General features: G+C 63.3%; 22 protein-coding genes and 1 other RNA gene. 6 read left to right on the plus strand and 17 right to left on the minus strand.

The features are described from left to right. Positions 1-3: 3 nt before the first annotated feature. The 7 genes from C793_RS0109030 to rsmI all read right to left on the minus strand — a co-directional run bounded on the left by C793_RS0109030 (position 4) and on the right by rsmI (position 7,530). The gene (locus C793_RS0109030; RefSeq protein WP_017430617.1) at positions 4-1,362 is read right to left on the minus strand and encodes a UDP-N-acetylmuramoyl-tripeptide--D-alanyl-D-alanine ligase; all 1,359 of its coding nucleotides are present in this window, start codon (positions 1,360-1,362) and stop codon (positions 4-6) included. After that, entirely contained in the window at positions 1,359-2,852 is a 1,494-nt protein-coding gene (locus tag C793_RS0109035; RefSeq protein WP_017430618.1) for a UDP-N-acetylmuramoyl-L-alanyl-D-glutamate--2,6-diaminopimelate ligase, read from the minus strand. Before C793_RS0109035 ends, C793_RS0109030 begins: the two co-directional genes overlap by 4 nt. Positions 2,853-3,100: 248 nt before the next feature. Next, positions 3,101-4,810: a penicillin-binding transpeptidase domain-containing protein gene (locus tag C793_RS0109040; protein ID WP_026106207.1), complete on the minus strand. Its 1,710-nt coding sequence runs from the start codon at positions 4,808-4,810 to the stop codon at positions 3,101-3,103. Beyond that, positions 4,807-5,166, minus strand: coding sequence for a cell division protein FtsL (ftsL, locus tag C793_RS0109045; RefSeq protein ID WP_017430620.1), 360 nt, complete (start codon positions 5,164-5,166; stop codon positions 4,807-4,809). The genes C793_RS0109040 and ftsL overlap by 4 nt, the downstream gene beginning before the upstream one ends. After that, positions 5,166-6,125 (minus strand): 16S rRNA (cytosine(1402)-N(4))-methyltransferase RsmH, encoded by a 960-nt coding sequence (gene rsmH / locus C793_RS0109050; RefSeq protein WP_017430621.1) that lies wholly within the window; start codon positions 6,123-6,125, stop codon positions 5,166-5,168. Before rsmH ends, ftsL begins: the two co-directional genes overlap by 1 nt. A gap of 133 nt (positions 6,126-6,258) precedes the next feature. Continuing rightward, an RNA gene (rnpB, locus tag C793_RS14075) (RNase P RNA component class A) lies at positions 6,259-6,606 on the minus strand. A 72-nt stretch (positions 6,607-6,678) separates the two neighbouring features. Beyond that, positions 6,679-7,530, minus strand: coding sequence for a 16S rRNA (cytidine(1402)-2'-O)-methyltransferase (gene rsmI, locus C793_RS0109055; protein WP_026106209.1), 852 nt, complete (start codon positions 7,528-7,530; stop codon positions 6,679-6,681). Between the two features lie 178 nt (positions 7,531-7,708). Between rsmI and C793_RS0109060 the strand changes: the two genes are divergently transcribed. The 4 genes from C793_RS0109060 (at position 7,709) to C793_RS0109075 (ending at position 10,887) form a co-directional block, all read left to right on the plus strand. Further along, positions 7,709-9,229, plus strand: coding sequence for a penicillin-binding protein activator (locus C793_RS0109060; protein ID WP_017430623.1), 1,521 nt, complete (start codon positions 7,709-7,711; stop codon positions 9,227-9,229). After that, positions 9,222-9,590 carry a YraN family protein gene (locus C793_RS0109065; RefSeq protein WP_017430624.1) on the plus strand — a complete coding sequence of 123 codons (369 nt, stop codon included), beginning with the start codon at positions 9,222-9,224 and terminating at the stop codon, positions 9,588-9,590. The genes C793_RS0109060 and C793_RS0109065 overlap by 8 nt, the downstream gene beginning before the upstream one ends. 65 nt (positions 9,591-9,655) lie before the next feature. After that, positions 9,656-10,246: a phosphoheptose isomerase gene (locus C793_RS0109070; protein WP_017430625.1), complete on the plus strand. Its 591-nt coding sequence runs from the start codon at positions 9,656-9,658 to the stop codon at positions 10,244-10,246. Between the two features lie 41 nt (positions 10,247-10,287). After that, positions 10,288-10,887 carry a BON domain-containing protein gene (locus tag C793_RS0109075; RefSeq protein ID WP_017430626.1) on the plus strand — a complete coding sequence of 200 codons (600 nt, stop codon included), beginning with the start codon at positions 10,288-10,290 and terminating at the stop codon, positions 10,885-10,887. A 215-nt stretch (positions 10,888-11,102) separates the two neighbouring features. Here C793_RS0109075 and C793_RS0109080 read toward each other — a convergent pair whose 3' ends face one another. The 8 genes from C793_RS0109080 to zapE form a co-directional block, all read right to left on the minus strand. Further along, positions 11,103-11,594, minus strand: coding sequence for a ClpXP protease specificity-enhancing factor (locus C793_RS0109080; protein WP_017430627.1), 492 nt, complete (start codon positions 11,592-11,594; stop codon positions 11,103-11,105). A gap of 54 nt (positions 11,595-11,648) precedes the next feature. Beyond that, entirely contained in the window at positions 11,649-12,275 is a 627-nt protein-coding gene (gene sspA / locus C793_RS0109085) for a stringent starvation protein SspA (protein ID WP_017430628.1), read from the minus strand. Between the two features lie 295 nt (positions 12,276-12,570). Continuing rightward, entirely contained in the window at positions 12,571-13,335 is a 765-nt protein-coding gene (locus tag C793_RS0109090; RefSeq protein WP_017430629.1) for a cytochrome c1, read from the minus strand. Next, positions 13,335-14,594 (minus strand): cytochrome b, encoded by a 1,260-nt coding sequence (locus tag C793_RS0109095; protein WP_017430630.1) that lies wholly within the window; start codon positions 14,592-14,594, stop codon positions 13,335-13,337. The genes C793_RS0109090 and C793_RS0109095 overlap by 1 nt, the downstream gene beginning before the upstream one ends. Continuing rightward, on the minus strand, positions 14,594-15,193 hold the full coding sequence (gene petA / locus C793_RS0109100; protein WP_026106211.1) for a ubiquinol-cytochrome c reductase iron-sulfur subunit: 600 nt from the start codon (positions 15,191-15,193) through the stop codon (positions 14,594-14,596). The genes C793_RS0109095 and petA overlap by 1 nt, the downstream gene beginning before the upstream one ends. A 212-nt stretch (positions 15,194-15,405) precedes the next feature. Next, a complete protein-coding gene (rpsI, locus tag C793_RS0109105) occupies positions 15,406-15,795 on the minus strand; it encodes a 30S ribosomal protein S9 (protein WP_017430632.1) in 390 nt (129 codons plus the stop codon). A 13-nt stretch (positions 15,796-15,808) separates the two neighbouring features. Then, positions 15,809-16,237, minus strand: coding sequence for a 50S ribosomal protein L13 (rplM, locus tag C793_RS0109110; protein WP_017430633.1), 429 nt, complete (start codon positions 16,235-16,237; stop codon positions 15,809-15,811). A gap of 207 nt (positions 16,238-16,444) precedes the next feature. Continuing rightward, positions 16,445-17,650 (minus strand): cell division protein ZapE, encoded by a 1,206-nt coding sequence (gene zapE, locus C793_RS0109115; RefSeq protein WP_017430634.1) that lies wholly within the window; start codon positions 17,648-17,650, stop codon positions 16,445-16,447. 338 nt (positions 17,651-17,988) lie between these two features. On the opposite strand from zapE, the gene C793_RS0109120 reads away from it, so the two are divergent. Continuing rightward, positions 17,989-18,450, plus strand: coding sequence for a ZapG family protein (locus C793_RS0109120; RefSeq protein WP_017430635.1), 462 nt, complete (start codon positions 17,989-17,991; stop codon positions 18,448-18,450). Positions 18,451-18,521: 71 nt separating this feature from the next. Here the strand turns inward: C793_RS0109120 and C793_RS0109125 are convergent, their stop codons facing one another. Next, positions 18,522-19,283, minus strand: coding sequence for a Nif3-like dinuclear metal center hexameric protein (locus C793_RS0109125; RefSeq protein ID WP_017430636.1), 762 nt, complete (start codon positions 19,281-19,283; stop codon positions 18,522-18,524). Between the two features lie 217 nt (positions 19,284-19,500). Here C793_RS0109125 and C793_RS0109130 point away from each other — a divergent pair, with 217 nt between their 5' ends. Beyond that, on the plus strand, positions 19,501-20,727 hold the full coding sequence (locus C793_RS0109130; protein WP_017430637.1) for a S1C family serine protease: 1,227 nt from the start codon (positions 19,501-19,503) through the stop codon (positions 20,725-20,727). Between the two features lie 37 nt (positions 20,728-20,764). Here C793_RS0109130 and hisD read toward each other — a convergent pair whose 3' ends face one another. Next, complete coding sequence (hisD, locus tag C793_RS0109135; RefSeq protein ID WP_017430638.1) at positions 20,765-22,099, minus strand: histidinol dehydrogenase; 1,335 nt, start codon at positions 22,097-22,099, stop codon at positions 20,765-20,767. Positions 22,100-22,117 lie beyond the last annotated feature (18 nt).

A 22,117-nucleotide genomic window follows, 5' to 3' on the forward strand; every position in this document is an offset into this window, starting at 1 on the left:
ACCTTATGATTGATCCGTGCGCAGGGCGGCAACCAGACGCTCCATGCCCGCGCTTCGAGAGCCCTTGACCAGCAGGCTGGTGCCGTTGGGCAACGCGTCCTGCAAATGCGCTTCCAGCGCGGCGTAATCGTTGAAATGGAGACCGTCGCCAAACGCCGCGCTTGCGGGCCGGGTAGCCTCGCCCAGGGTATAGAGCGCGTCCAGCCCCAAGTCGGCGGCGTGTCGGCCGACATCGGCATGCAGCCGGTCGGACGCCTCGCCCAGTTCCCCCATCGCCCCCAGGACGCACCAGCGTGGCGCCGGGAAACGCGCCAGCGTATCCAGTGCCGCTTTCACCGCACCGGGGTTGGCGTTGTAGGAATCGTCCAGCAGGGTGCCATCGCGCACCCCGGGCAGTACGGCCAGGCGCCCGGCGAGCGACTCGGCGCAGCAGAGCCCGTCCACCACGTCGGAGGCGCTCATGCCCAGACTCAGCGCCGCCGCTGCGGCCGCCAGCGCATTGCTGACGTTATGCTCTCCGGCCAGCCCGAGACGGACCTGCCCCGCCGCTTCGCCGTTGACCGTCAGCGTGAAAGCATAACGCCCCCGGGCATCGCAGGAAAGCGCCCGAGCGCCTACATCGGCCTCGGGGTGGAGGCCGAAGCTCATGACCCTGCGCGGCTCAGCGCACGCGGCCCAGAAGGCAAAATATACGTCGTCACGGTTGAGAACCGCCACGCCGTCGGCGGGTAAGCCCTGAAGGATTTCACTCTTGGCCTGGGCGATATGGCCCAAGCCGCCAAACTCACCGACGTGGGCACCCGTCACATTGGTAATCACCGCCACACGCGGCACGGCGAGCCGCGTCGTCCAGGCAATTTCACCACAATGGCTGGCACCCAGCTCGACCACCGCCGCCCGGTGACGGCTTTCCAGCGCCAGCAGCGTCAGCGGCGCGCCGATGGCATTGTTGAGGTTGCCCCGGGTGGCATGGACCGGCCCGAGCGGCGCCAGCAGCGCCGCAACCAGCTCCTTGACCGTCGTTTTACCGCTGTTGCCGGTGACGCCCACCAGCGGTGCGGTAAAGTGATGCCGCCAGTGCCGCGCCAACAGCCCCAGCGCCAGCCGGGTATCCGAGCAGGTCAGCGTGGGCAGCGTCCCGGCGCAGGGGCGCTCTACCAGAACGGCTGCCGCTCCCCGGCGCTGCGCCTCAACCACGAAGTCGTGGCCGTCAAAACGCTCACCGACAAGCGCCACAAACAGGCACCCCGGTACGATGGAGCGAGTATCGGTCACGACGCCGGCAAGCGCTGGCCCTGCCCCGGCACCCTCGTGCCGAGCGCCGGTAGCGGCAGCCACGCTGTCCAGCGTCATGGGCGTCATGTGGCACTCCGCGCGAGCATGGCCTGGCGAACTTCATCGCTGTCGCGGTAGGGATGGCGCACATCGTTGATTTCCTGATAGGCCTCATGTCCCTTGCCGGCAACCAGAATCACATCCTCGGCGCCGGCGCGAGCAATGACCTCGGCAATGGCTCGACGACGATCGCCGATTTCTTCCACATCGGCCGAGTCTTCAAACCCGGCCAGGATGTCCTGCCGTATGCTGTCCGGCGCTTCCGTACGCGGATTGTCATCGGTCACCACGCAGCGGTCGGCCTGCGCCTGGGCGGCGCTGGCCATTCCCGTCCGTTTGCCGCTATCACGGTCGCCGCCGCAACCAAAGACACACCACAGCCGGCCGGCGCTGCCCAGGTGGGCACGCAATGCCAGCAGCGCATTTTCCAGTGCGTTGGGCGTGTGCGCGTAGTCCACGACAACGCTCGGCGCTCCCGCTTCCCGGTGCAGTTCCATACGCCCCGGCACCGGACGAATACGCCCGGCGGCCTCGACCAGCGCATCAATCGGCTCGCCCATGCCGTACAGGGTGGCCATGGCCAGCAGCACGTTATCCAGGTTGAAACGCCCCATCAGGTTGAGCGACAGCGCCTTTTCCGCATCGGGCGTGGCAATCAGCGCCTGCTGCCCGCTGGCATGCGGGTTCCATTCGAGCACCCGCAGCGTTACCGCCTCGTCCTCACCGACGGCGAGCACCCGGGTGCTGTCATGGCAGCCGGAAAGCATCAGCCGCGCCAGCGGGTCGTCGCCGTTGACCACCGCCAGGGAGAGCTCGCGGCGACGAAACAGCTTGGCCTTGGCGGCGGCGTAGGCGGTCATGCTGCCGTGATAATCCAGGTGATCACGGGTCAGATTGGTAAACACCCCGGCAGTGACGTTGACTGCCTCCAGCCGCTGCTGATCCAGCGCATGGGACGATGCCTCCAGCGCCACGCGCTTGAACCCCTGGCGGGCCATATTGCCCAGCGTTGCCTGTAGCGCCAGCGGCCCCGGCGTGGTCAGTCCGGCATCGGCGAGCGCGCCGGCACGGCCGATGCCCAGAGTGCCGACCACGCCGGCGGGCGTTTCCAGCTGCTCGCTGAGATCGGCGATATAGTGGGTTACCGAGCTTTTGCCGTTGGTGCCGGTCACCGCCATGACCTCCAGCTCATCGGGCACGGCAAACAGCATCTGGCCCAGTTCTCCCAGCCTCAGCGCCAGATAGGGCATGGTCAGCACGCGCCCGTCGAGGCGGATGTCGCCGTCGCGCGCGTGCTTGAGCACCAGGGCGGCGCCGGCCTCGAGCGCCAAGTCGATAAAGTCGCGCCCGTCCGCCTGGCTGCCGGGCACGGCCACAAAAATATCGCCGTCGACCACTTCCCGGGAGTCGCTGACCAGGCGGATGGCGTCGGGTAATGCGGGCAGCTCTGCCGGCAGGGTCGACGTGGGCCACACCTGCTCCAGAGCCTTGATGACATCGCTAGCCGTCAGTGTCATGCGTTCCCCTTCAACTGTTCTTCTCCTTCAACTTTTATCCTTTAACTGTTTTCCAACCACCGTTATCCAACCACTGTGATCCACCCACTTTTCATCCATCCGCTGGTGTTCTTCGGCTTTCCTGTTCCCCGGCTTTGCTCTTTCGACAGCACCGATTCGGTAAAGCCTTCAACCTGCGAGGATTTTAACCCCCAAAGCGTTCAGTCTGAAAAGCGCCATACCCTGCAAAGCCCGGGGCAGCGGCGGGATCAATCGGCATCCCGAGCGTCGGGCGGCACGTCCAGCAGGCGCAGGGCATTGCCGGCCACATCCGAAAAGACCGGCGCGGCGACGGCGCCACCGTAAAACTCGCCGGCCTGGGGATGATCAAGCATCACGGACGTCACGATACGCGGATCGGAGGCCGGCGCAATGCCGACAAACACGCTGCGATAGGCATCCTTGTCGTAACCCTGGGCGCCGGTCTTGCGTACGGTACCGGTCTTGCCCGCCACGCGGTAGCCTTCCACCCGTGCCCGGCGTCCGCCGGCATTGGGCCCGACCACTTTCTCGAGCATGCCCAGCAGCTGGCTGGCCACCTCGGGTTCCATGACCGGCTCGCCCGGCGGCGGGTCATCGCGCTTTAACAGCGAGGGCGGCAAACGCCGGCCCTGATGCGCGATCGCGGTGTACGCGCTGGCCAGCTGGACGGCCGACACCGACAGCCCGTAGCCATACGCCAGCGAGGCGCGCTCGCTGCGGGAAAAATCCAGCATATCGGGCAGGCTGCCGCTCGCCTCGCCGGGGAAGCCGGTGCCCGGATTGCGGGCAAACCCCAGGGCGTTATAGCGCTCCCGGATGGCGCTGTCATCGAGTTTCAGCGCCAACCGCGACATGCCGATATTGGACGACTTGACCAGCACATTGGTGAGGCTGAGCTTACCGTAATTGCGAAAATCGCGAATGGTATAACCGTCGATACGCATCCAGCCCGGCGCGGTATCAATTACCGTGTCGGGCGTGAAGCGCTCGCGTTCCAGTACGGTTGACATCGCCAGCGGCTTGACCACCGAACCCGGCTCGAAAACGTCCACCAGCGCCTGATTGCGTAGCCCTCGCGGGTCCAGCCCGGCGCGATTATTGGGGTTGTAGGATGGCAGGTTGACCATCGCCAGCACTTCGCCGGTGCGGGCGTCGAGCATCACCAGCACGCCGCCTTCGGCGTTGTTGTCTTCCACTGCTTCGCGCAGCTCGCGGTAGGCCATGTACTGCAGACGCTGGTCGATCGACAGGGTCAGATCGCCTCCGGGCCGGGCCTCGCGCATGACGTCCAGCTCGCGCACCAGCCGGCCACGACGATCCTGAAGAATTTGACGCTCACCCGGCTGGCCCGCCAGGTAGGACTGATAGGCCAGTTCGAGACCTTCCTGCCCCTTGTCGTCGACGTTGGTGACGCCCACCAGCTGGGCGGCCACCTCGCCGGCGGGATAGTAACGCTTGTATTCCCGGCGGGAATGCACGCCGGCCATCTGCATGTCCAGCACCTTTTGTGCTGCCCGCGGCGTTAATCGCCGTCGCAGATACATGAATTCGTGGTCACTATAGCGCGCCACCCGGCTGTCGAATGTCAGCAGGCTCATGCCCAGCGCCTGGGACAGCACGACTCGGCTGACCGGATCAGCGGGCAACTTGCCGGGGTTGGCCCAGAGCGTTACGACGGGGGTGGAAATCGCCAGCGGCTCGCCGTGGCGATCGGTGATCATGCCGCGATGGGCGGGAATAGTTTCATGCCGCAGGGTGCGGGCATCGCCCTGACTTTGCAGAAAAGGACGGTCGATAACCTGCAGCAGGGTAATTCGCCCAATCAGCACCGCAGCCACGAGGAGCATCATCCCCATCATGAAGCGGAAGCGTCCCCGCCCCAACGGCGGCGCAACACTTGACGAGGTGGACGGCCCTTCACGACGCCGATTGCTCACGGTTCAATCACCTCAACGTCATGAACATCGGGAATACGCATGCGCAGGCGCTCCGTGGCAATTCGTTCAATCCGCGCCGGCGTTGACCAGGCGCCGTCTTCCAGCAGCAGCTGCCCCCACTCGGTGTGCAGCTGATTGCCTTCGCGCTCCAGGGTTTGCAGCTCGGCGTACTGCACGCGCGTTAGGTGGGTGGTAACCACAATGCCCATGCCGCTCGCCAGGCAGGCCAGCAGCAGCAAACCGATGGTCAGCGGCCAGGGTCGCAGGCAGACACGCAGCGAGCGGGGCCGCTCGGCAATGGCGAGCCACTGGCGCACCCCCTTTTTTGTTTGCCGGGGAACGGCATTGCCGGCCATTACGCCCCCAACTTGCGCGCGGCCCGCATCACGGCGCTGCGCGCGCGGGGGTTGTCGGCCACCTCACCATCGCCGGCCTTTTGCGCCTTGCCCAGCGTTTCCAGGCGGCGGTTCAGCTGGTCATCGCGTAACGGCAGCCCCCGGGGCACATGGGTATCGCCGCGAACGTGGTGGCGAATAAAGCGCTTGACGCGACGATCTTCCAGGGAATGAAAGCTGATCACCACCAGGTGGCCGCCGGGCGCCAGGGCTTCAAGCGCGGCGTCGAGCGCGGCGTCGAGCTGCTCCAGCTCGCCGTTGAGATAGATCCGCAGCCCCTGGAATGCACGGGTGGCCGGATGCCGGCCCTTTTCCCAGGCAGGGTGCGCTTCCTTCAGAACCTCGGCCAGGTCCACCGTGCGGGTAAACGGCGCCTCCTTGCGCCGGGTTACCACGGCGCGAGCCAGGCGTTTGGCAAAGCGTTCTTCACCGTAGGTCTTGAAAACCCGGGCAATCTCGGCTTCTCCGGCGCGGGCGAGAAATTCGGCTGCGCTTTGCCCCTGCGTCGGGTCCATGCGCATATCCAGGGGGCCATCGCGCATGAAACTGAAGCCGCGCTCCGGGTCATCCAGCTGCGGTGACGACACGCCGATATCCAGCAGCACGCCGGCAAGCCGGCCGTATACGCCCTGCTCACGAGCGAAGTCACCGAGCTGTGCAAAAGGCTGTTGCGCCGCATGAAAGCGGGAATCGGCTATCGCCTCGGCAGCCGTCATGGCCTGGGGATCACGGTCCATGGCCAGCAGCCGGCCGTCAGCCTCCAGCCGCTGCAAAATGCTGCGGGAGTGCCCGCCGCGGCCAAAGGTGCCGTCCAGGTAGACACCGTTCGGATCATGTACGAGGGTATCCACCGCGCCGTCCAGCAGGACGCTGGTGTGGCCAAAGCGCGCGGCTGTTTGATCCGCTTCGGTTAAAGGCATGTGACTCTCACGCATAGGACAACAAACGGATACCCATGAACCAACAGCGCACTGGATGCGGGGATACACGGGCGCGGCCGGCCAAAGGCAGCCGGCTATGTTACGCGGAACGCCGCTGCGTCCCGATATTGATGGGGGGAGTCGGCCGATAAGCCGGGTTCTGTCATGGACAGCCATTCCTCTAGGCATCAGGTCACCCTGATGCTCCAGCAACCTACCCGAACCCGGCGCGGGCCACACCATCGGGTTCCTATTTGGTCTTGCTCCGAGTGGGGTTTACCTTGCCACGAACTGTTGCCAGACGCGCGGTGCGCTCTTACCGCACCCTTTCACCCTTGCCGGCCTTGAAAAGGCGTAGGCGGTTTACTCTCTGCTGCACTTTCCGTCGGCTCACGCCGCCCAGGCGTTACCTGGCACTCTGCCCTGAGGAGCCCGGACTTTCCTCCCCCGCAAACGCGGCGGCGGCTGTCTGGCCAACTCCGCGGGCAAGCATACCAGCGCGCCTTCCCGGCCTCAATCGCCATCGAGCGCCTGACCGGCATGAATCATCATGCTACTCCTTGAGCGCCTGAAGCCGTGCGTACCAGACCTGTTTACGCCCTCCCAGCAGCCGTGCGGCAACCGCAGCGCCCTGCTTGACGCCGACCCCTTCGGCCAGCAGGGCCGCCAGCAGCGCGTCCGCCGACAGGTTTTGCTGCTCGTGATCGGCTTGCGGGGTAGCACCGGCGATCATCACCACAAACTCGCCCCGGGCCTGATCGGGGTCATCGCGCAGCTGCTCGCTCAGCGCCGCCGGGGTGCCGGAGAGAAACGTCTCGAAGGTTTTGGTCAGCTCCCGGGCCAGCACCAGATGGCGGTCGGGCATTACCGCTTCGAGCGTGTCGAGGGTATGGCGAATACGGTGCGGGGTTTCATAGAACACCAGGGTTTCGTCGCGTTCCTGCAAGGCTTCCAGCGCCTGTCGGCGTGGCCCGGACCGGGCCGGAAGAAATCCGCCGAAACGAAAACGGTCGGTGGGCAGTCCGGCGCCGCTCAAGGCGGTAATCAGCGCCGACGGCCCGGGCACCGGCACTACCGGGTACGTCTGAGCGCGCAGCTCGCGCACCACAATAAATCCCGGATCGCTGATCAGGGGCGTACCGGCATCGCTGATCAGCGCGACATCCTCGCCGGCTTCCAGGTATTGCCTGAGCTGCGTCACTCGTGCCGCTTCATTGTGTTCGTGCAGCGACAGCATGGGTACGCGTATTCCCAGGCGCCCGAGCAGCCGGCTGCTGTGACGCGTATCCTCGGCGGCAATGCGCGATACGCTGCCCAGGATTTCCGCGGCTCGTGTGCCCAGGTCGCCCAGATTCCCAATCGGTGTGGCAACCACGTACAATGTACCCATACGCCTGTGTGTCATTTTGTCTCCTGTTAGCTTCAAGGGGCGAGATCGTTGCCACATGGCGACGGCCATCCGGCCGGCTCCGTCGTGGAGGCCGGCAATCGGAATGGCCAATGCCGCCTCAACGACCAGGCACAGCCGTGTCCGGATGCCGCGCGCAATGCCCGGGCGTTAACACCAATGAAGGAAAGGATACATGAAACCAATATTTCGTGGCCTGCTGGCGACTCTGTTCGCGGCATTGTTACTCGCCGGGTGTAGCGTTCAGCAACAAGCGCCGGAGGTGGTAGACCGCGCGCCCGCCGGCGACCCGGGCCAGCTGCTGGGCGAGGCCGAGCATCAGTCGGCGGCCCGGGCAGCGCAGACCCGACTCGAAGCCGCGCGTATTTTTGCCCGCCAGGGGCGCCGCGAGCGCGCTTACGACATCACCGACGGGCTGGATGAAAATTCACTGGCCAGCAACAACCGCGTGCGCTGGGCCGTACTGCATTCGCAGCTGGCTCGCGCCCTGGATCATCCCCGCGCCGTCAAGCGTGCCACCGACATCCTCGATGACGAGTTGGCGATGTCGGCCGGCCAGCAAAGGGAGCTGATCCGACGCCGCCAATGGGCCCGCGAAGCCCTCGACCAGCCGGATCCCAAAAGCTTCAGAATGCCGGCCATTGACGGCAAGTCGATAAGCCGTATTGCGGTATTCCTGCCCGAGTCGGGCCCCTTGAGCAGCGTTGCCGCGACGCTGAAAAGCGCCATGCAAACCCATCGCCAGCAAACCGGCAGCAACGCCGAGCTGCGGTTTTTCGATTCCGCCGGCGCGTCGCTCGACGAGCTGTATCAGCGCGCCAACGCCATGAATGCCCAGGTGGTAATTGGCCCGCTGCAAAAAGACCGCGTTACCCGGCTGGAACAGCGCGACAGCGTCCCCCTGCCGACGCTGGCGCTCAACTACGGCAAAAACGACCACAACCAGGCCGGGCGTCTTTTCCAGTACGGCCTGTCAGCGGAAGATGAAGCGCGCCAGGCCGCCGGGCGTGCGCTTCACGATGGCCACCGCGGGGTCGCCGTGATGGTGCCCGACAACGACTGGGGCGCGCGCGTTGGCGAAGCCTTTATTCAGGCTCTTCAGGAACAGGGCGGTCGCGTTACCCGGGCCGTACGCTACACCCCCGACGGCAACCCTGCTCGCGCGGTCCAGCGGGCGCTCAGCGTTCGCGGCGAGCGTGCTCGCCTCGGCGACACGGACGCCCTGTTTCTGCTCGCCGTGCCCAAGTATGCCCGCCAGGTACCGCCGCTGCTGGACTACTATTACGCGACCCAGCTGCCGGTTTACGCCACCTCGCACCTGTACGAGGGCGGGGAACAGCCGCGCCTGGACAAGGATCTCGACGGCATCGATTTTGTTGATATCCCCTGGCAGATTCCCGATGCCGCTGCCGGCGGCGAAGAAGCCCTGCCCTTCTACAGCAGCTACCAGGCCTTGCGCGGTGAGGCCGACGCCACCATGTTCCGGCTGCTGGCCATGGGAGTGGATGCCTACGAGATCGGCACCGGCCTCGCCGATATCGCTTCCCTGCAGGATTTTCAGGGTGCCACCGGGCGTCTTTCGCTGACCCGCGATGGACGTATTTATCGCGACCTGCCCTGGGCGGAGTTCCACAACGGCACGCCAGGGGCCATCCTCTCCAGCGGCATGACGGACGCACAACCCGATAATGAGTGACCCGCGCACGGCACGGGCACGCGGCAGCGCCGTCGAAGGGCTTGCCGCCGAGTGGCTGGAAGAGCAGGGACTCACGCTGTTGGGTCGCAATCACCACGCCAAAGGCGGCGAGCTGGATCTGGTCATGCAGGACGGTGACACTCTGGTGTTTGTCGAGGTCAAACACCGCCAAACCACGCGCTACGGCCATCCGCTGGAAACCGTGACCGCCCCCAAGCAGCGCCGCCTGATTCGGGCGGCGCGCACGTACCTGGCGCGGGAACAGCGCACATGCCCCTGTCGCTTTGATATTCTTGCCGCTGTCGGGACCCCACCGGCACTGACGTTTGAATGGGTCAAGGCGGCCTTTGCAGCCTTTTGAATCAGGCCGCTATTTGAATAATCGGACAACGTCCCCACACATTGTTGACGCAAACAGGATGTCTCATGGATTTCCAGGCCCGGATACTTGATCATTTCAATGCCAGCATTGACACCAAGACCTACGCCAGCGAAGTGCTGCCGCCGTTTATCGAGGTTGCCAGCCAGATGATGGTGCAAAGCCTGGTCAGTGAGGGCAAGATACTCACCTGCGGAAACGGCGGCAGCGCCGGCGACAGCCAGCACTTTTCATCCGAACTGCTGAACCGCTTTGAACGCGAGCGCCCCAGCCTGCCGGCGCTGGCGCTCACAACCGACACCTCGACGCTGACGTCCATTGCCAACGATTACAGCTATAACGAGGTGTATTCCAAGCAGATTCGCGCCCTGGGGCAGCCCGGTGACGTCCTGCTGGCCATCTCTACCAGCGGCAACTCGGGCAACATCGTCCAGGCCATCCAGGCCGCCCACGACCGCGAGATGACGGTGGTCGCGCTGACCGGTCGCGACGGCGGCAACATGGCCTCGTTGCTGGAACAGGACGACTGCGAAATCCGCGTACCGGCAACGTCCACCGCGCGTATCCAGGAAACGCACCTGCTGGCTATTCACTGTCTGTGCGACCTGATTGACGAGCAGCTATTCGGCGGCGCCTGAACAGCCCTTCTCACCGGCCCCTTCTTCTCGGAGTGATCCTCATGCTGACCAACTCATACACCCGTATCGCCCCCCGGGCCTGCGCCATTGCCCTGCTGGGCAGCTTGCTGATGCTGGGCGGCTGCGCCAATCATTCGGCCACCAACCCGTCAAACTACGGCCAGCGAACGGAAGATGCCCGGGCCATTGATAACACCATCGAAGACCAGGTGAATAAAGCGCTGGGGCATGCCGATGCGCGCCTGGCGGATGCACGTATCAAGGCCCACAGCCATGACGGCCGGGTTCTGCTGGTCGGCCAGGTGCCCAGTGAAGAGCTGCACGACATGGCCGGCGATATCGTCAGTGGCCTGCGCGGCGTCGATCAGGTCCACAACGAGCTGGCTATCGCCGCCCGGCTGCCCGCCAGCCAGCGCATGAAAGACACCTGGATCACCACCAACGTGGTCAGCCGGCTGGCCACCAACGAGCATATTGATTCATCCAGGCTCGAAGTCACCACGGAAAACGCCGGCGTGTACCTGATGGGCATTGTCTCCCGCGGGGAAGCCAAGCGCATCGTCGCGGCCGTATCCGACGTGGGCGGCGTACAGCGCATCATCAAGGTCTTTAATTACCTCGACGACGCCCCTTCCCGGTGACATCCTTGCGTTGACGCCCTTTCCTGCTGACGTCCCTTGTCGCTAAAGCTCCTTGTACTGAAATACCTTCCCGCCAATACAAAAGCCCCTGCCCGAGCAATACTCGGGCAGGGGCTTTAAAACGGCGACAGATCACCATCGCCCACGAGCAACAGGAAACAGCGCGGCCGGGGGTCGATATTCCCGACCGTGCTTTCTGCCTGTTCAACCCGCTTCTATTTCACCACCCGCAGCGACGGCCGCTTCTTGGGCGCCTCGTCAGACTTTTCGGGCGTCTCTTCGCCGCTGCCGGACTCGTCGGACGTCTCGGCAACCGACGACAGCGATGCAGCGGGCTCGTCGGTGTCTGCGCCACCTTCCGAATCGTCGTTGGCTTCTTCCAGCGCGTTCAGGTCGGGTTCATGGCCAAAAACCATGCCTACGCCGTTTTCCCGGGCGTAAACCGCCAGCAATGCCTCCATGGGAACCATGATCTGCATCGGTTCCCCGCCGAATCGCGCGCTGAAACCGACCGCCTGATTTTCCATGAAAAAATCCCGGATTGCGGTCGGCGACGCGTTGAGCACGATCTGACCGTTCTGTACCGACTGGCGCGGCACCTCAACGCCCGGCTGGGTGGCATCAACCACCAGATAGGGCGTCAGTTCGTTATCCAGCAGCCACTCGTAAAGGGCTCTGGCGAGATAGGGGCGGCTGGAGCGTGTCATATCGCTCTCCTTTCGTAGCGTGATGGGCTAAACCGGAGGCGCGGCGCCGCACCTTCAGGCGCGCATTTCCAGTTCCCGTTCATTCAGCGCGGCCTTGAACGCGCCGCGTTCAAACACTCGCGACATGTAGTGCATCAGCGGCTGTACCTGCTTTTCCGGCAGCTCGATACCCAGCTCGGGCAAACGCCACAGGATGGGGGCCAGGCAGCAATCCGCCAGGGTGAACTCATCGCTCATGAAAAACGGCATGTCTTCAAAAATGGGGGAAATACCCACCAGACTTTCCCGCAGCTCCTTGCGCGCCTTGTCGGCTTCCTTCTTGCCGCCGGTGCGAATACGGTCAACCATCGGGCACCATTCGCGCTCGATACGATGCATCCACAGACGGGTTTGCGCCCGGGCAACGGGATACACCGGCAGTAGCGGAGGATGCGGAAAACGCTCGTCAAGATATTCCATCATGACCTTGGACTCGTAAAGCACCAGATCACGATCCAGCAGCGTCGGCACGCTGTTATAAGGGTTGAGCTCGGCCAGCTCGTCCGGTGCCTTGTCGTCTTCAACGTTGATGATATCCACCGAGACGCCCTTCTCGGCCAGCACGATACGCACGCGATGACTGAAATGGTCATCCGCTCCGGAATAAAAAATCATCGACGACCGTTTGGCCACAACACCCATGTAGCACTCCTCACATCAAGACAGTAGGGGATAATACCATGTCGAGCCGGCTTCGTGGGGAACGCGCCTGAACGCTTGACCTCGGGCCGAACACTACCGGCCCGGGATACGCCGGCCCGGATACTCTGTCCTCGGAAACACCGACCCCGGACACGCCGGTCTCAAACGCACCGGCCTCGGACATACCGGTCTCAAACACACCGTCCACAAAACACGCCTGTTGCAAAGACACCTCTTGCAAAAACAAGGGGCGCGCGACAACGTCGCACGCCCCCTGCTTTACGCCAGTCACGTTTTAGTGAATGTCACGCCAGTATTCGCGTTTGAGGAAATAGCAGATGATGCCCAAAAAGACGATAAATATCAGAACTTTTGGCGCCAGTGCCTGAGCTTTCAGCCGAGACGGTTCGCCGGCATAGGCAAGAAAGTTCGTCAGGTCATAGACCGCATCCTGAAACTCGTCGGGGTTCATCGAGCCTTCCTCGGTGACCCGCAGCACGTCGCAGGACTGATACTTGCCGCTCAGCGAATCGGGCTCCTGGCCTTCAATCGGCTTATCTGTCGTGGCACAGACCTTTTCCTGAACGCCCTGCAACGGCTCCAGCACGTTGGGCATGGCGACCTGATCAAACACGGCGTTGTTGACGCCGGTCTGGCTGCTGGGGTCCTTGTAGAAGCTTTGCAGGTAGGAATAGATCCAGTCGCTACCCCGCAGCCGCGCTTCCAGCGTCAGGTCGGGCGGCGGCGCCCCCAGCCAGTTTTCGGCATCGTCGGGCTGCATGGCAATGTGCATCTGGTCATTGAAGGCCAGTTCCGGCGAGAAGATCAGATTGTCTTCCACCAATCCCTGGGGCATATCCAGATCGGTGGCTGCCCGCGAGAAGCGCTGATGCTCCATGGAGTGACAGCCCATGCAATAGTTGACGTACAGCTTCATGCCGTTCTGCAGCGACGCCTGGTCGTGCAGGTCCGGCTCCATGGAATACGGCAGCTCGCCCTCGGCAGCTATCGCCGCTGCCGGCAGCAGCGCAAGAAGCAGTGCAAACAGTTGTTTTTTCATTAGCCTGTCACCCTTTCCGGAACGGGTTTAGTCTTCTCCAGCCTGGTGTACAGCGGCATCAGCACAAAGAAGGCGAAGTAGATGACGGTGCACACCTGGGCGAGAATCGTACGCCCCGGACTCACCGGCAGCACCCCGAGCACGCCCAGAATAATGAAGCTGATGGCAAACAGCGCCAGCATGACCTTCGACATCCAGCCCTTGTAGCGGATGGACTTGACCGCGCTGCGGTCCAGCCACGGCAGGACGAAGAGCACGGCAATGGCACCGCCCATGAAGATGACGCCGAGGAATTTGGCTTCCAGCCCGAACACCGAGAACGTGATCGCCCGCAGAATGGCGTAGAACGGCGTGAAGTACCAGACGGGCGCAATGTGGTCAGGCGTCTTCAGCGGGTTGGCTGCCTCGAAGTTGGGTGTTTCGATGAAATAGCCACCGCCTTCGGGGAAGTAGAAGATCACCACGCAGAAGACGAACAGGAAGACCGCGACCCCGACCAGATCCTTGACCGTGTAGTACGGATGGAAGGGAATACCGTCCAGCGGCTTGCCGGTTTCGTCCTTTTTCTTCTTGATATCCACGCCGTCGGGATTGTTGGAACCGACTTCGTGAAGCGCAATGATATGCAGCACCACCAGCGCAAGGATGACGATGGGCAGCGCCACAACGTGCAGGGCAAAGAAGCGATTCAGGGTGATACCCGAAATCAGGAAGTCACCGCGAACCCACTGCGCCAAATCCGGCCCGATCGAGGGTATGGCGGAAAACAGCGAGATGATCACCTGAGCGCCCCAGTAGGACATCTGACCCCAGGGCAGCAGATAGCCCATGAAGGCTTCGGCCATCAGCGCCAGATAAATCGTCATGCCAAAGATCCACACCAGCTCCCGGGGCGCCTTGTAGGAACCGTAGAGCAGCCCGCGGAACATGTGCAGGTAGACCACGATGAAAAACGCCGAGGCACCGGTGGTGTGCATGTAGCGAATCAGCCAGCCCCATTCGACATCGCGCATGATGTATTGCACGGAGGCGAATGCCCCTTCCGCCGTGGGGTTGAAGCTCATGGTCAGCCAGACACCCGTGAGGATCTGGTTGACCAGCACCAGCATGGCCAGCGAACCGAAGTAGTACCAGAAGTTGAAGTTCTTCGGTGCATAGTATTTGGACAGATGATCTTGCCACATCTGTGTAGCGGGAAAACGGTCATCAACCCAGCGCATGACACCGCGTTCCGCCTTGGCTTTGTGCGGATTACCCATCAGGCAGTCTCCTTGTCCTCGCCGACAACGATAATATTGTCGCTATCAAAGCGATACGGCGGCACTTCCAGGTTAATTGGCGCAGGCACGTTCTTGAACACGCGCCCGGCCAGATCAAAGCGGGAGCCGTGGCACGGGCAGAAAAAGCCGCCCGGCCAGTCCTTGACGCTGACGCCGTCGGCATCGGGCTCCGGCTTGAACAGCGGCGAGCAGCCCAGATGGGTACAAATGCCGACCAGCACGCCGATTTCGGGCTTGATCGAGCGTAGCGTGGAATCAATATACGCCGGCTGCTGGGGAACTTCCGACTCCGGGTCGACCAGACTGTCCGCTCCCAGTGCCTGGGTGCGATCCATCATGTCCGGCGTGCGGTTGATTACCCAAACCGGCTTGCCGCGCCATTCCACCGTCATGCGCTGGCCCGGTTCCAGCTTGGATATATCCGCCTTGACCGGGGCCCCTGCAGCCCTTGCTCTGGCACTAGGCTGCCAGGAAGCCACAAAGGGGACCGCAACCCCGACGGCACCGACTGCCCCCACTACGGAGGTAGCACCGACGAGGAAACGGCGCCGTCCCTTGTTTACGCCGTTATCTGCCATTTCCTGGTTTCTCCCTTTTTGCTTATCCGTACACCGCCAGCGGTAACGTCTGCCAGCGACGGCTATAAGTTACGCCATATAATAAAAAAACATGGCGCCACGCACAACAACAGCGCTTCTGACAAACGTCATAATCAAACCTTAATGCCCTGATATTCCGACAAAAAAAAGCCCAGGCCGATGACCCGGGCGTTTTGCCGCATGCAAGCTGATTAACGCTTGGAGAACTGCGGGCTACGGCGTGCCTTGCGCAGACCGATCTTCTTGCGCTCGACCGCGCGAGCGTCGCGCGTGACATAGCCGGCTTCGCGCAGTGCCGGACGAAAGTCTTCGTTGTACTGCATCAGCGCACGGGTAATGCCGTGGCGAATGGCGCCGGCCTGAGCCGAACCGCCGCCGCCGGCGACCGTGACATACACGTCGAACTGATCCAGCGTTTCGGTCAGTTCAAGCGGCTGGCGCACAACCATCTGGCCGGTAACGCGGCCGAAAAACTGATTCAGCTCGCGCTTGTTGACGGTAATATTGCCGGAGCCCGGCTTGAGAAAGACGCGGGCGGTGGAAGTCTTGCGGCGCCCGGTACCGTAATACTGTTGTGTCATGGCGAAGAATCCCTTAGATGTTCAGTTCAAGCGGCTGCTGGGCAGCATGCGGATGCTCGGCACCGGCGTAGACCTTGAGCTTGGTATACATGGCGCGACCAAGCGGCCCCTTGGGCAGCATGCCTTTCACCGCAAACTCGACGACACGCTCCGGAGCATGGTCGATCATCTGCTCAAAATTCATGGAACGCAGACCACCCGGATAACCGGTGTGGCGGTAATATTGCTTGTCGGTTGCCTTGTTGCCGGTCACTTTTACCTTTTCGGCATTGACGACCACGATGTAGTCGCCGGTGTCGACATGAGGCGTAAACTCGGGTTTATGCTTGCCGCGCAGGCGACGAGCAATTTCGGTCGACAGACGACCGAGGGTCTTGTCAGTCGCGTCGACAACGTACCAGTCGCGCTGGACGGACTGTGGCTTGGCACTGAACGTCTTCATGGATGAAATTCACCAGATAAAATGTGTTGGGTGCCTGTCATGCGCCGCTGGGGCGCGCACCATCCCTATTTTTTTTGGTTGCCGCCGGATACGGCGACAACATCGTCAAGCGAGGCCGGATTCTACCCCAACATAGCGGTGAAGTTAAGCGCCGCAGCCGATTTTTTCACTGATGGCCCGGCCGAGCCGCGCCGCGTGGCCCACCGCTCAGGGGCAGTGCGGCAACGCCAGATAATCCCGGGACTGCATTTCCTCCAGCCGTGACAGGGTGCGGCGGAACTCGAAGCTCAGCCGGCCACCGGTATACAGCGACGCGATCGGCACCTCGGCCGACATCAACAGATTAACCCCCCGGTCATAGAATTCATCGACAAGGTTGATAAAGCGCCGGGCCTGATCATCCGTGCGTACGCCCATCTGCGAAACCCCGGAAAGCAAAACGGTATGAAACTCCCGAGCCAGCTCTATATAGTCGTTCTGGCTCCGCGGCCCGTTGCAGAGCTCGTCAAAGTCGAACCACACCACCGCATCGTGACGTCGCCGAGTCATCAGCGAACGCTGGTTGACGTTCAGCGTCTCGCCGCTTTGGCCAACCGCACCGGCGAGCGCCTCGAAGCCGTTTTCCAGCGCCTTTTCCGCCGCCTCATCCAGAGGCGAATGAAAAATCTCTACCCGCGTCAGCGTACGCAGACGGTAATCGACGCCGCTATCCAGCTGCATGACGTCGCAATACTGTTTGAGCAGGTCAATGGCCGGCAGGAAGCGCGCCCGCTGCAACCCCTCCCAGTACAGCCGATCCGGGGGCGAATTGGAGGTCGCGACCAGCACCACACCGCGCGCCAGCAGCGCTTCGAGCAGGTTGGCCAGCAGCATGGCGTCGGCAATATCCTCGACAAAAAACTCGTCAAAGCAGATAACTCGCGCCTCGGCGGCCAGGTCCGCGGCAATCAGCGATAGCGGATTTTTTTCGCCCTTGTAGTGAACCAGGCGGTTATGGACGTGCTGCATAAAGCGGTGGAAATGCGTGCGCTGCTTGTCGGCAAACGGCAGAGAGGCAAAAAAGACGTCCATCAGATAGGTTTTGCCGCGTCCGACGCCGCCCCAGAAGTACACCCCGCGCACGCCCGGCTCGTCAGACTCGGCCGGCTGACGTGAGCGCCACAGCCCTGCCAGACGATGTGACAGGCGCCGACTGGAACGCCCGCTGGGTGCCGACGTCTTGTTGGCCATCAGGTCATCGTGGAGCTGCTGCAGGCGCTCTGCGGCGGCTTGCTGCGCGGCGTCAAACACCAGCTCACCGCTATCCAGATCGGCCTGGTAGCGTGCCAGCGGTGATAGCGGCGTCGCCGACGCCTGGCCAGCCGCGCCTGCGTGGTAATCGACTTGCCGGCTGTCTGCCGTCTTGCTTTCCATTCAGTCCTTTCCCCCCTTTTTGAATGACTCTATTTTTGCATGGCTGTAAGTCTTGGTCTTGAGTTGCCCTGTTTTGAATGACGCTGTTTTGTTTTGGATCGCCCTTGTCTGGATGACCCCTGTTTGGACAGCGGATGGCTCGGACGGCGGAATTATACTCACCCCGCGACCGCGACGCATGCCCGACCGGGCAGCGTATCGTCGAATTGACCCGCATAGCCGGCCATCGCCTATAATGGCCGGGTACTCAAGCCCGCCCACAGCGACAACCGGCAACAACAACCAGCGGCACGGCCGGCACACGACGGTCGGCAACGGTCTGCAAGGGAGACTCCAAGGTGGAAGAAGCCAGCCTTCAACTTACGTTTGCGTTTATCGGCATGATGATCGGTATTGTCATCGGCGCGTTCAGCTATCATGTGCTGGGTAAAAGCCGGCGCCGGATTGCCGGCATGCAGCTGGAGCTGCTCGATAAAGAGCGCCAGGTCGCCGAACTCAAATCCGATATGGACAGCCAGCTGACCGCGACAAGCCGCCAGGTGCACGAAGCTCGCAGCGTGCTGGAAGACCTCGAGCACCGCCTTGACCACCAGGCAAGGCAGCGCTCGTCGGGCAGCGCGGAAGACGCTCCGCTGTCTACCGCCGAGCAGGAGCCGCTGGCCGACGATAGCGACTCCTCGACACATCAGCCGCCCCGGGACTATGCCGACGGCCAGAGCGGTACGCTGTCCGAAGACTTCGGTCTGAAGGAACCTCTCACCAACGAGGCCGCCCAGGCACCCGAGCCGCCGCGCTACTAGGCTACCTGCCCGAACGGCTTTCCTCCCCGAACGACTTTCCTGCCGGGATACCCACCGGCACGCCCCCGCCGTCAGGCGGGGTTGTCGATATCCACAAAGCGATGAGTAATACCGTACTCCGCAGCCAGCCACTCCCCCAGCGCCTGAACGCCGTAGCGCTCGGTGGCGTGGTGGCCGGCCGCCAGGTAATGGATACCCAGCTCGCGCGCCAGGTGCGTTGTGCGTTCGGAAATTTCCCCCGAGACAAACGCCTGGGCGCCGCCTTCGCGGGCCGCCGCGATCATGTCCTGAGCGCCGCCGGTGCACCAGGCAATACGCTCGATGTTATCGACCCCCGGCGCCCGGACTACCATGGGGTCACGCCCCAGCGTTGTGGACAGCTGGCCGGCCAGGGCATCAAGGCTCAACGGCGCGGCGGTTGTCCCCTGCCACAAAAGGCCCTCGCCCGGCGCAGCGTCGAGGCAGCGCTCAAACTGCCAGCCAAGCCGGCGCCCCAGTTCGGCGTTATTGCCCACTTCCAGGTGCGCATCAAGAGGGAGGTGATACGCCAGCAGGTTGATGTCGTGATCCAGCAGTGTCTTGATACGACGCTTTTTCATCCCGGTTAGCGCTACCGGCTCGTTTTTCCAGAAATACCCGTGGTGTACCAGCACCAGATCCGCCTGCCAGGCCACCGCTTCGTCGAGCAGTGCCTGGCAGGCGGTTACGCCGCTCAGCACCCGGGTGACGCGCTCGCGCCCCTCTACCTGGAGACCGTTAAGCGTGAAATCCTTGAACTGTTGCGCCGCCAGACGCTGCTCGCAGGCAGCCACAAGCGTATCTCGCTGAAGCATGACGTCTCCTTGAAATCGTATGCCGGAAAGTCGTCAGGCCGTATGACGGAAAGACCTGAGACGCTATGTGGAAAAGTATGGCCGTGCCCGTTAAGTTGCCGGCACGCAAGGTGTTACCATCCGCCGCAAAGTAAAGTCGACGGGACAGGGGCGTGAACCCTGACAGCCCGAACGCCGACCTTGCCGTATTCCTGCCCCGCGTCAAAGGACTCAACTCATGCAGCGCTTCCTGTTGCCCTACGTCTGGCCGGTTATTGCCGGCGTACTGCTCGCAGCGCTGCTGTTGGCAGCGTTTCCACAACGCCTGCCCAACCCTTTCGCCGAGACGCCGTCGGCGACACCCAACTCGGGCCGCCCGGCCGATACCCGCCAAACCGCATCGGCAGCCCCTGCAACCGCGCCGGCCAGTTACGCCGGTGCGGTCGAAAAAGCCGCACCCGCGGTGGTCAACGTCTACTCGTCGCGGGTTGTCGAACGCGATCAGCATCCGCTGATGTCGGACCCGTTTTTTCAACAGTTTCTGGATGGCGACGACAGCAGTCAGCGGCGCATGCTGTCCAGTCTGGGCTCGGGGGTAATCGTCAGCCAGGACGGCTACGTGCTGACCAATCATCACGTCATCCAGGGCGCCGACCAGATTCAGGTAGCCCTGCGCGACGGCCGCGAGGCGCTGGCGACGGTGATCGGCACCGACCCGGAAAGCGACCTGGCGGTACTGCGTATCCCGCTGGACAACCTGCCCCGCATCCGCTTGAGCGACTCCGCAGACGTCGCGGTGGGAGACGTGGCGCTGGCCATCGGCAACCCCTTCGGCGTGGGCCAGACGGTGACCATGGGCATCATCAGCGCGACCGGGCGCAGCCATCTGGGGCTCAACGCCTATGAAGATTTTATCCAGACGGACGCGGCCATCAATCCGGGCAATTCCGGCGGTGCGCTGATCAACCCGAACGGCGCTCTGGTAGGCATCAACACCGCGATCTTTTCGCGCTCCGGCGGTTCCCAGGGCATCGGCTTTGCCATCCCCGCCAATCTGGCGCACGGCATCATGGACGAGCTGGTCACCCACGGCCGGGTCATTCGCGGCTGGCTGGGCATCGAGGCGCAGGCGCTCTCAAGGGAGCTGGCCGCATCCTTCGGGCTGCGTACCCCCCAGGGAATGGTCGTGGCCGGCGTGGTCAAGGACGGCCCGGCCGCCAGCGCCGGTCTCCAACCCGGCGATGTGCTGCTGGCGCTGAACGGCGAACCCATCCTCGATGCGCGCACCACCATGAGTCATATTGCCGAACTGACCCCCGGCGATAGCGTGCCGCTAACCATTGTACGCGGCGGCGAAAAGCAGCGCGTGGAGCTGACCGTGGGCGAGCGCCCCGCTCCCTCGCGGCAAGCCGACTCACCGAGCCCGCAGCCCCCGGCACGACAGCGGCCCGGGCCGGGGGCGTAACACCCCCTGCGGCGCCGGGCGGCCAGCAACAGAACCCTCAGCGACGAGAGCGGTGCAGTGTACGATACTCGGTGCGATATTCCGCCGACCGCGCATGGGCCGTCAACGCTTCGCCCCGTGCCAGCACCGATGCCACCTCTCCCAACTCGGCCGCCCCGTCTGCGGAGCAGTGGATCAGCGATGAACGCTTCTGGAAGTCATACACGCCCAGCGGCGAGGAAAAGCGCGCAGTGCCCGACGTGGGCAGGACGTGGTTGGGGCCGGCACAGTAGTCGCCCAGCGCCTCGGCGGTATAGCGTCCCATGAAGATGGCACCGGCGTGACGAATCCGCGGCAGCCAGCGCTCGGGCTCGTCAACCGAAAGCTCGAGGTGCTCGGGCGCAATGCGGTTGATCAGCGCGGCGGCGTCTTCCTCGTCGGCGCAATGGATCAAGACGCCCCGGGCACCAAGCGAAGCGCGAACAATCGCTTCGCGCTCGAGCGTGGGCAGCAGCCTTGTCATGGACGCCTCCACGGCGTCGAGCTGGGCCCGATCGCAGCTGACCATGATGGCCTGAGCGTCTTCGTCGTGTTCGGCCTGCGAGAACAGATCCATGGCCAGCCAGTCGGGGTCGGTGCCGCCGTCGGCCACGATCAGAATTTCCGACGGGCCGGCAATCATGTCGATACCCACCTGGCCAAAAACCGCGCGCTTGGCCGTGGCGACATAGATATTGCCCGGCCCGACGATCTTGTCCACGCGCGGCACGGACTCGGTACCGTAGGCCAGCGCCGCGACGGCCTGAGCGCCGCCCAGGGTAAACACCTGGTCCACGCCGGCCAGGTGCGCCGCCGCCAACACCAGCTCGTTCAGGACCCCGTCCGGCGTGGGCACGACCATGACAATCTCGCTCACCCCGGCCACCTGCGCCGGGATGGCATTCATCAGCACCGATGACGGATACGCGGCCTTGCCACCGGGGACGTAGATCCCCGCCCGATCAAGCGGCGCTACCTGCTGGCCCAGCACGGTCCCGTCAGCCTCGGTGTACTGCCAGGATTCCGGCTTCTGATGCTCGTGATAGCGACGAATGCGCTCGGCGGCAGCCGCCAACGCCTCGCGCTGGTCGTCGGGCAGGCTGTTATAGGCCTGCTCGAGACGCGCCGGCGTCAGGGTCAGCTCCTGCATGGTGGTAGCCGCCAACCGATCAAAACGGTTGGTCGCCTCGATGGCGGCGGCATCACCGCGGGCCTTGACGTCTGCCAGCAACTCATCAACGCGAGCCTGGACGGCACCGTCGGACACACCTTCCCAGTCGAGCAGGGCATCCAGTCGCCGGGAAAAATCGACATCCCGGGTGGAAAGCCGGGTAATAGCTGGCGCTGCGTTCATATACAACCTCGTGGCCAA

It is taken from the genome of Vreelandella jeotgali Hwa (assembly GCF_000334215.1).
Lineage (GTDB): Bacteria > Pseudomonadota > Gammaproteobacteria > Pseudomonadales > Halomonadaceae > Vreelandella > Vreelandella jeotgali.

Excerpts from the sequence above, each read along its gene's own strand:
- C793_RS0109125 (WP_017430636.1), bottom strand. The coding sequence starts at position 19,283 with ATGCTTCAGCGAGATACGCTTGTGGCTGCCTGCGAGCAGCGTCTGGCG.
- C793_RS0109065 (WP_017430624.1), top strand. The coding sequence starts at position 9,222 with ATGAGTGACCCGCGCACGGCACGGGCACGCGGCAGCGCCGTCGAAGGG.
- C793_RS0109060 (WP_017430623.1), top strand. The coding sequence starts at position 7,709 with ATGAAACCAATATTTCGTGGCCTGCTGGCGACTCTGTTCGCGGCATTG.
- C793_RS0109070 (WP_017430625.1), top strand. The coding sequence starts at position 9,656 with ATGGATTTCCAGGCCCGGATACTTGATCATTTCAATGCCAGCATTGAC.
- petA (WP_026106211.1), bottom strand. The coding sequence starts at position 15,193 with ATGGCAGATAACGGCGTAAACAAGGGACGGCGCCGTTTCCTCGTCGGT.
- rsmI (WP_026106209.1), bottom strand. The coding sequence starts at position 7,530 with ATGACACACAGGCGTATGGGTACATTGTACGTGGTTGCCACACCGATT.
- C793_RS0109130 (WP_017430637.1), top strand. The coding sequence starts at position 19,501 with ATGCAGCGCTTCCTGTTGCCCTACGTCTGGCCGGTTATTGCCGGCGTA.
- C793_RS0109075 (WP_017430626.1), top strand. The coding sequence starts at position 10,288 with ATGCTGACCAACTCATACACCCGTATCGCCCCCCGGGCCTGCGCCATT.
- C793_RS0109080 (WP_017430627.1), bottom strand. The coding sequence starts at position 11,594 with ATGACACGCTCCAGCCGCCCCTATCTCGCCAGAGCCCTTTACGAGTGG.
- rsmH (WP_017430621.1), bottom strand. The coding sequence starts at position 6,125 with ATGCCTTTAACCGAAGCGGATCAAACAGCCGCGCGCTTTGGCCACACC.
- C793_RS0109090 (WP_017430629.1), bottom strand. The coding sequence starts at position 13,335 with ATGAAAAAACAACTGTTTGCACTGCTTCTTGCGCTGCTGCCGGCAGCG.
- ftsL (WP_017430620.1), bottom strand. The coding sequence starts at position 5,166 with ATGGCCGGCAATGCCGTTCCCCGGCAAACAAAAAAGGGGGTGCGCCAG.
- rplM (WP_017430633.1), bottom strand. The coding sequence starts at position 16,237 with ATGAAGACGTTCAGTGCCAAGCCACAGTCCGTCCAGCGCGACTGGTAC.
- C793_RS0109035 (WP_017430618.1), bottom strand. The coding sequence starts at position 2,852 with ATGACACTGACGGCTAGCGATGTCATCAAGGCTCTGGAGCAGGTGTGG.
- C793_RS0109030 (WP_017430617.1), bottom strand. The coding sequence starts at position 1,362 with ATGACGCCCATGACGCTGGACAGCGTGGCTGCCGCTACCGGCGCTCGG.
- sspA (WP_017430628.1), bottom strand. The coding sequence starts at position 12,275 with ATGGGTGTTGTGGCCAAACGGTCGTCGATGATTTTTTATTCCGGAGCG.
- rpsI (WP_017430632.1), bottom strand. The coding sequence starts at position 15,795 with ATGACACAACAGTATTACGGTACCGGGCGCCGCAAGACTTCCACCGCC.
- hisD (WP_017430638.1), bottom strand. The coding sequence starts at position 22,099 with ATGAACGCAGCGCCAGCTATTACCCGGCTTTCCACCCGGGATGTCGAT.
- C793_RS0109095 (WP_017430630.1), bottom strand. The coding sequence starts at position 14,594 with ATGGGTAATCCGCACAAAGCCAAGGCGGAACGCGGTGTCATGCGCTGG.
- zapE (WP_017430634.1), bottom strand. The coding sequence starts at position 17,650 with ATGGAAAGCAAGACGGCAGACAGCCGGCAAGTCGATTACCACGCAGGC.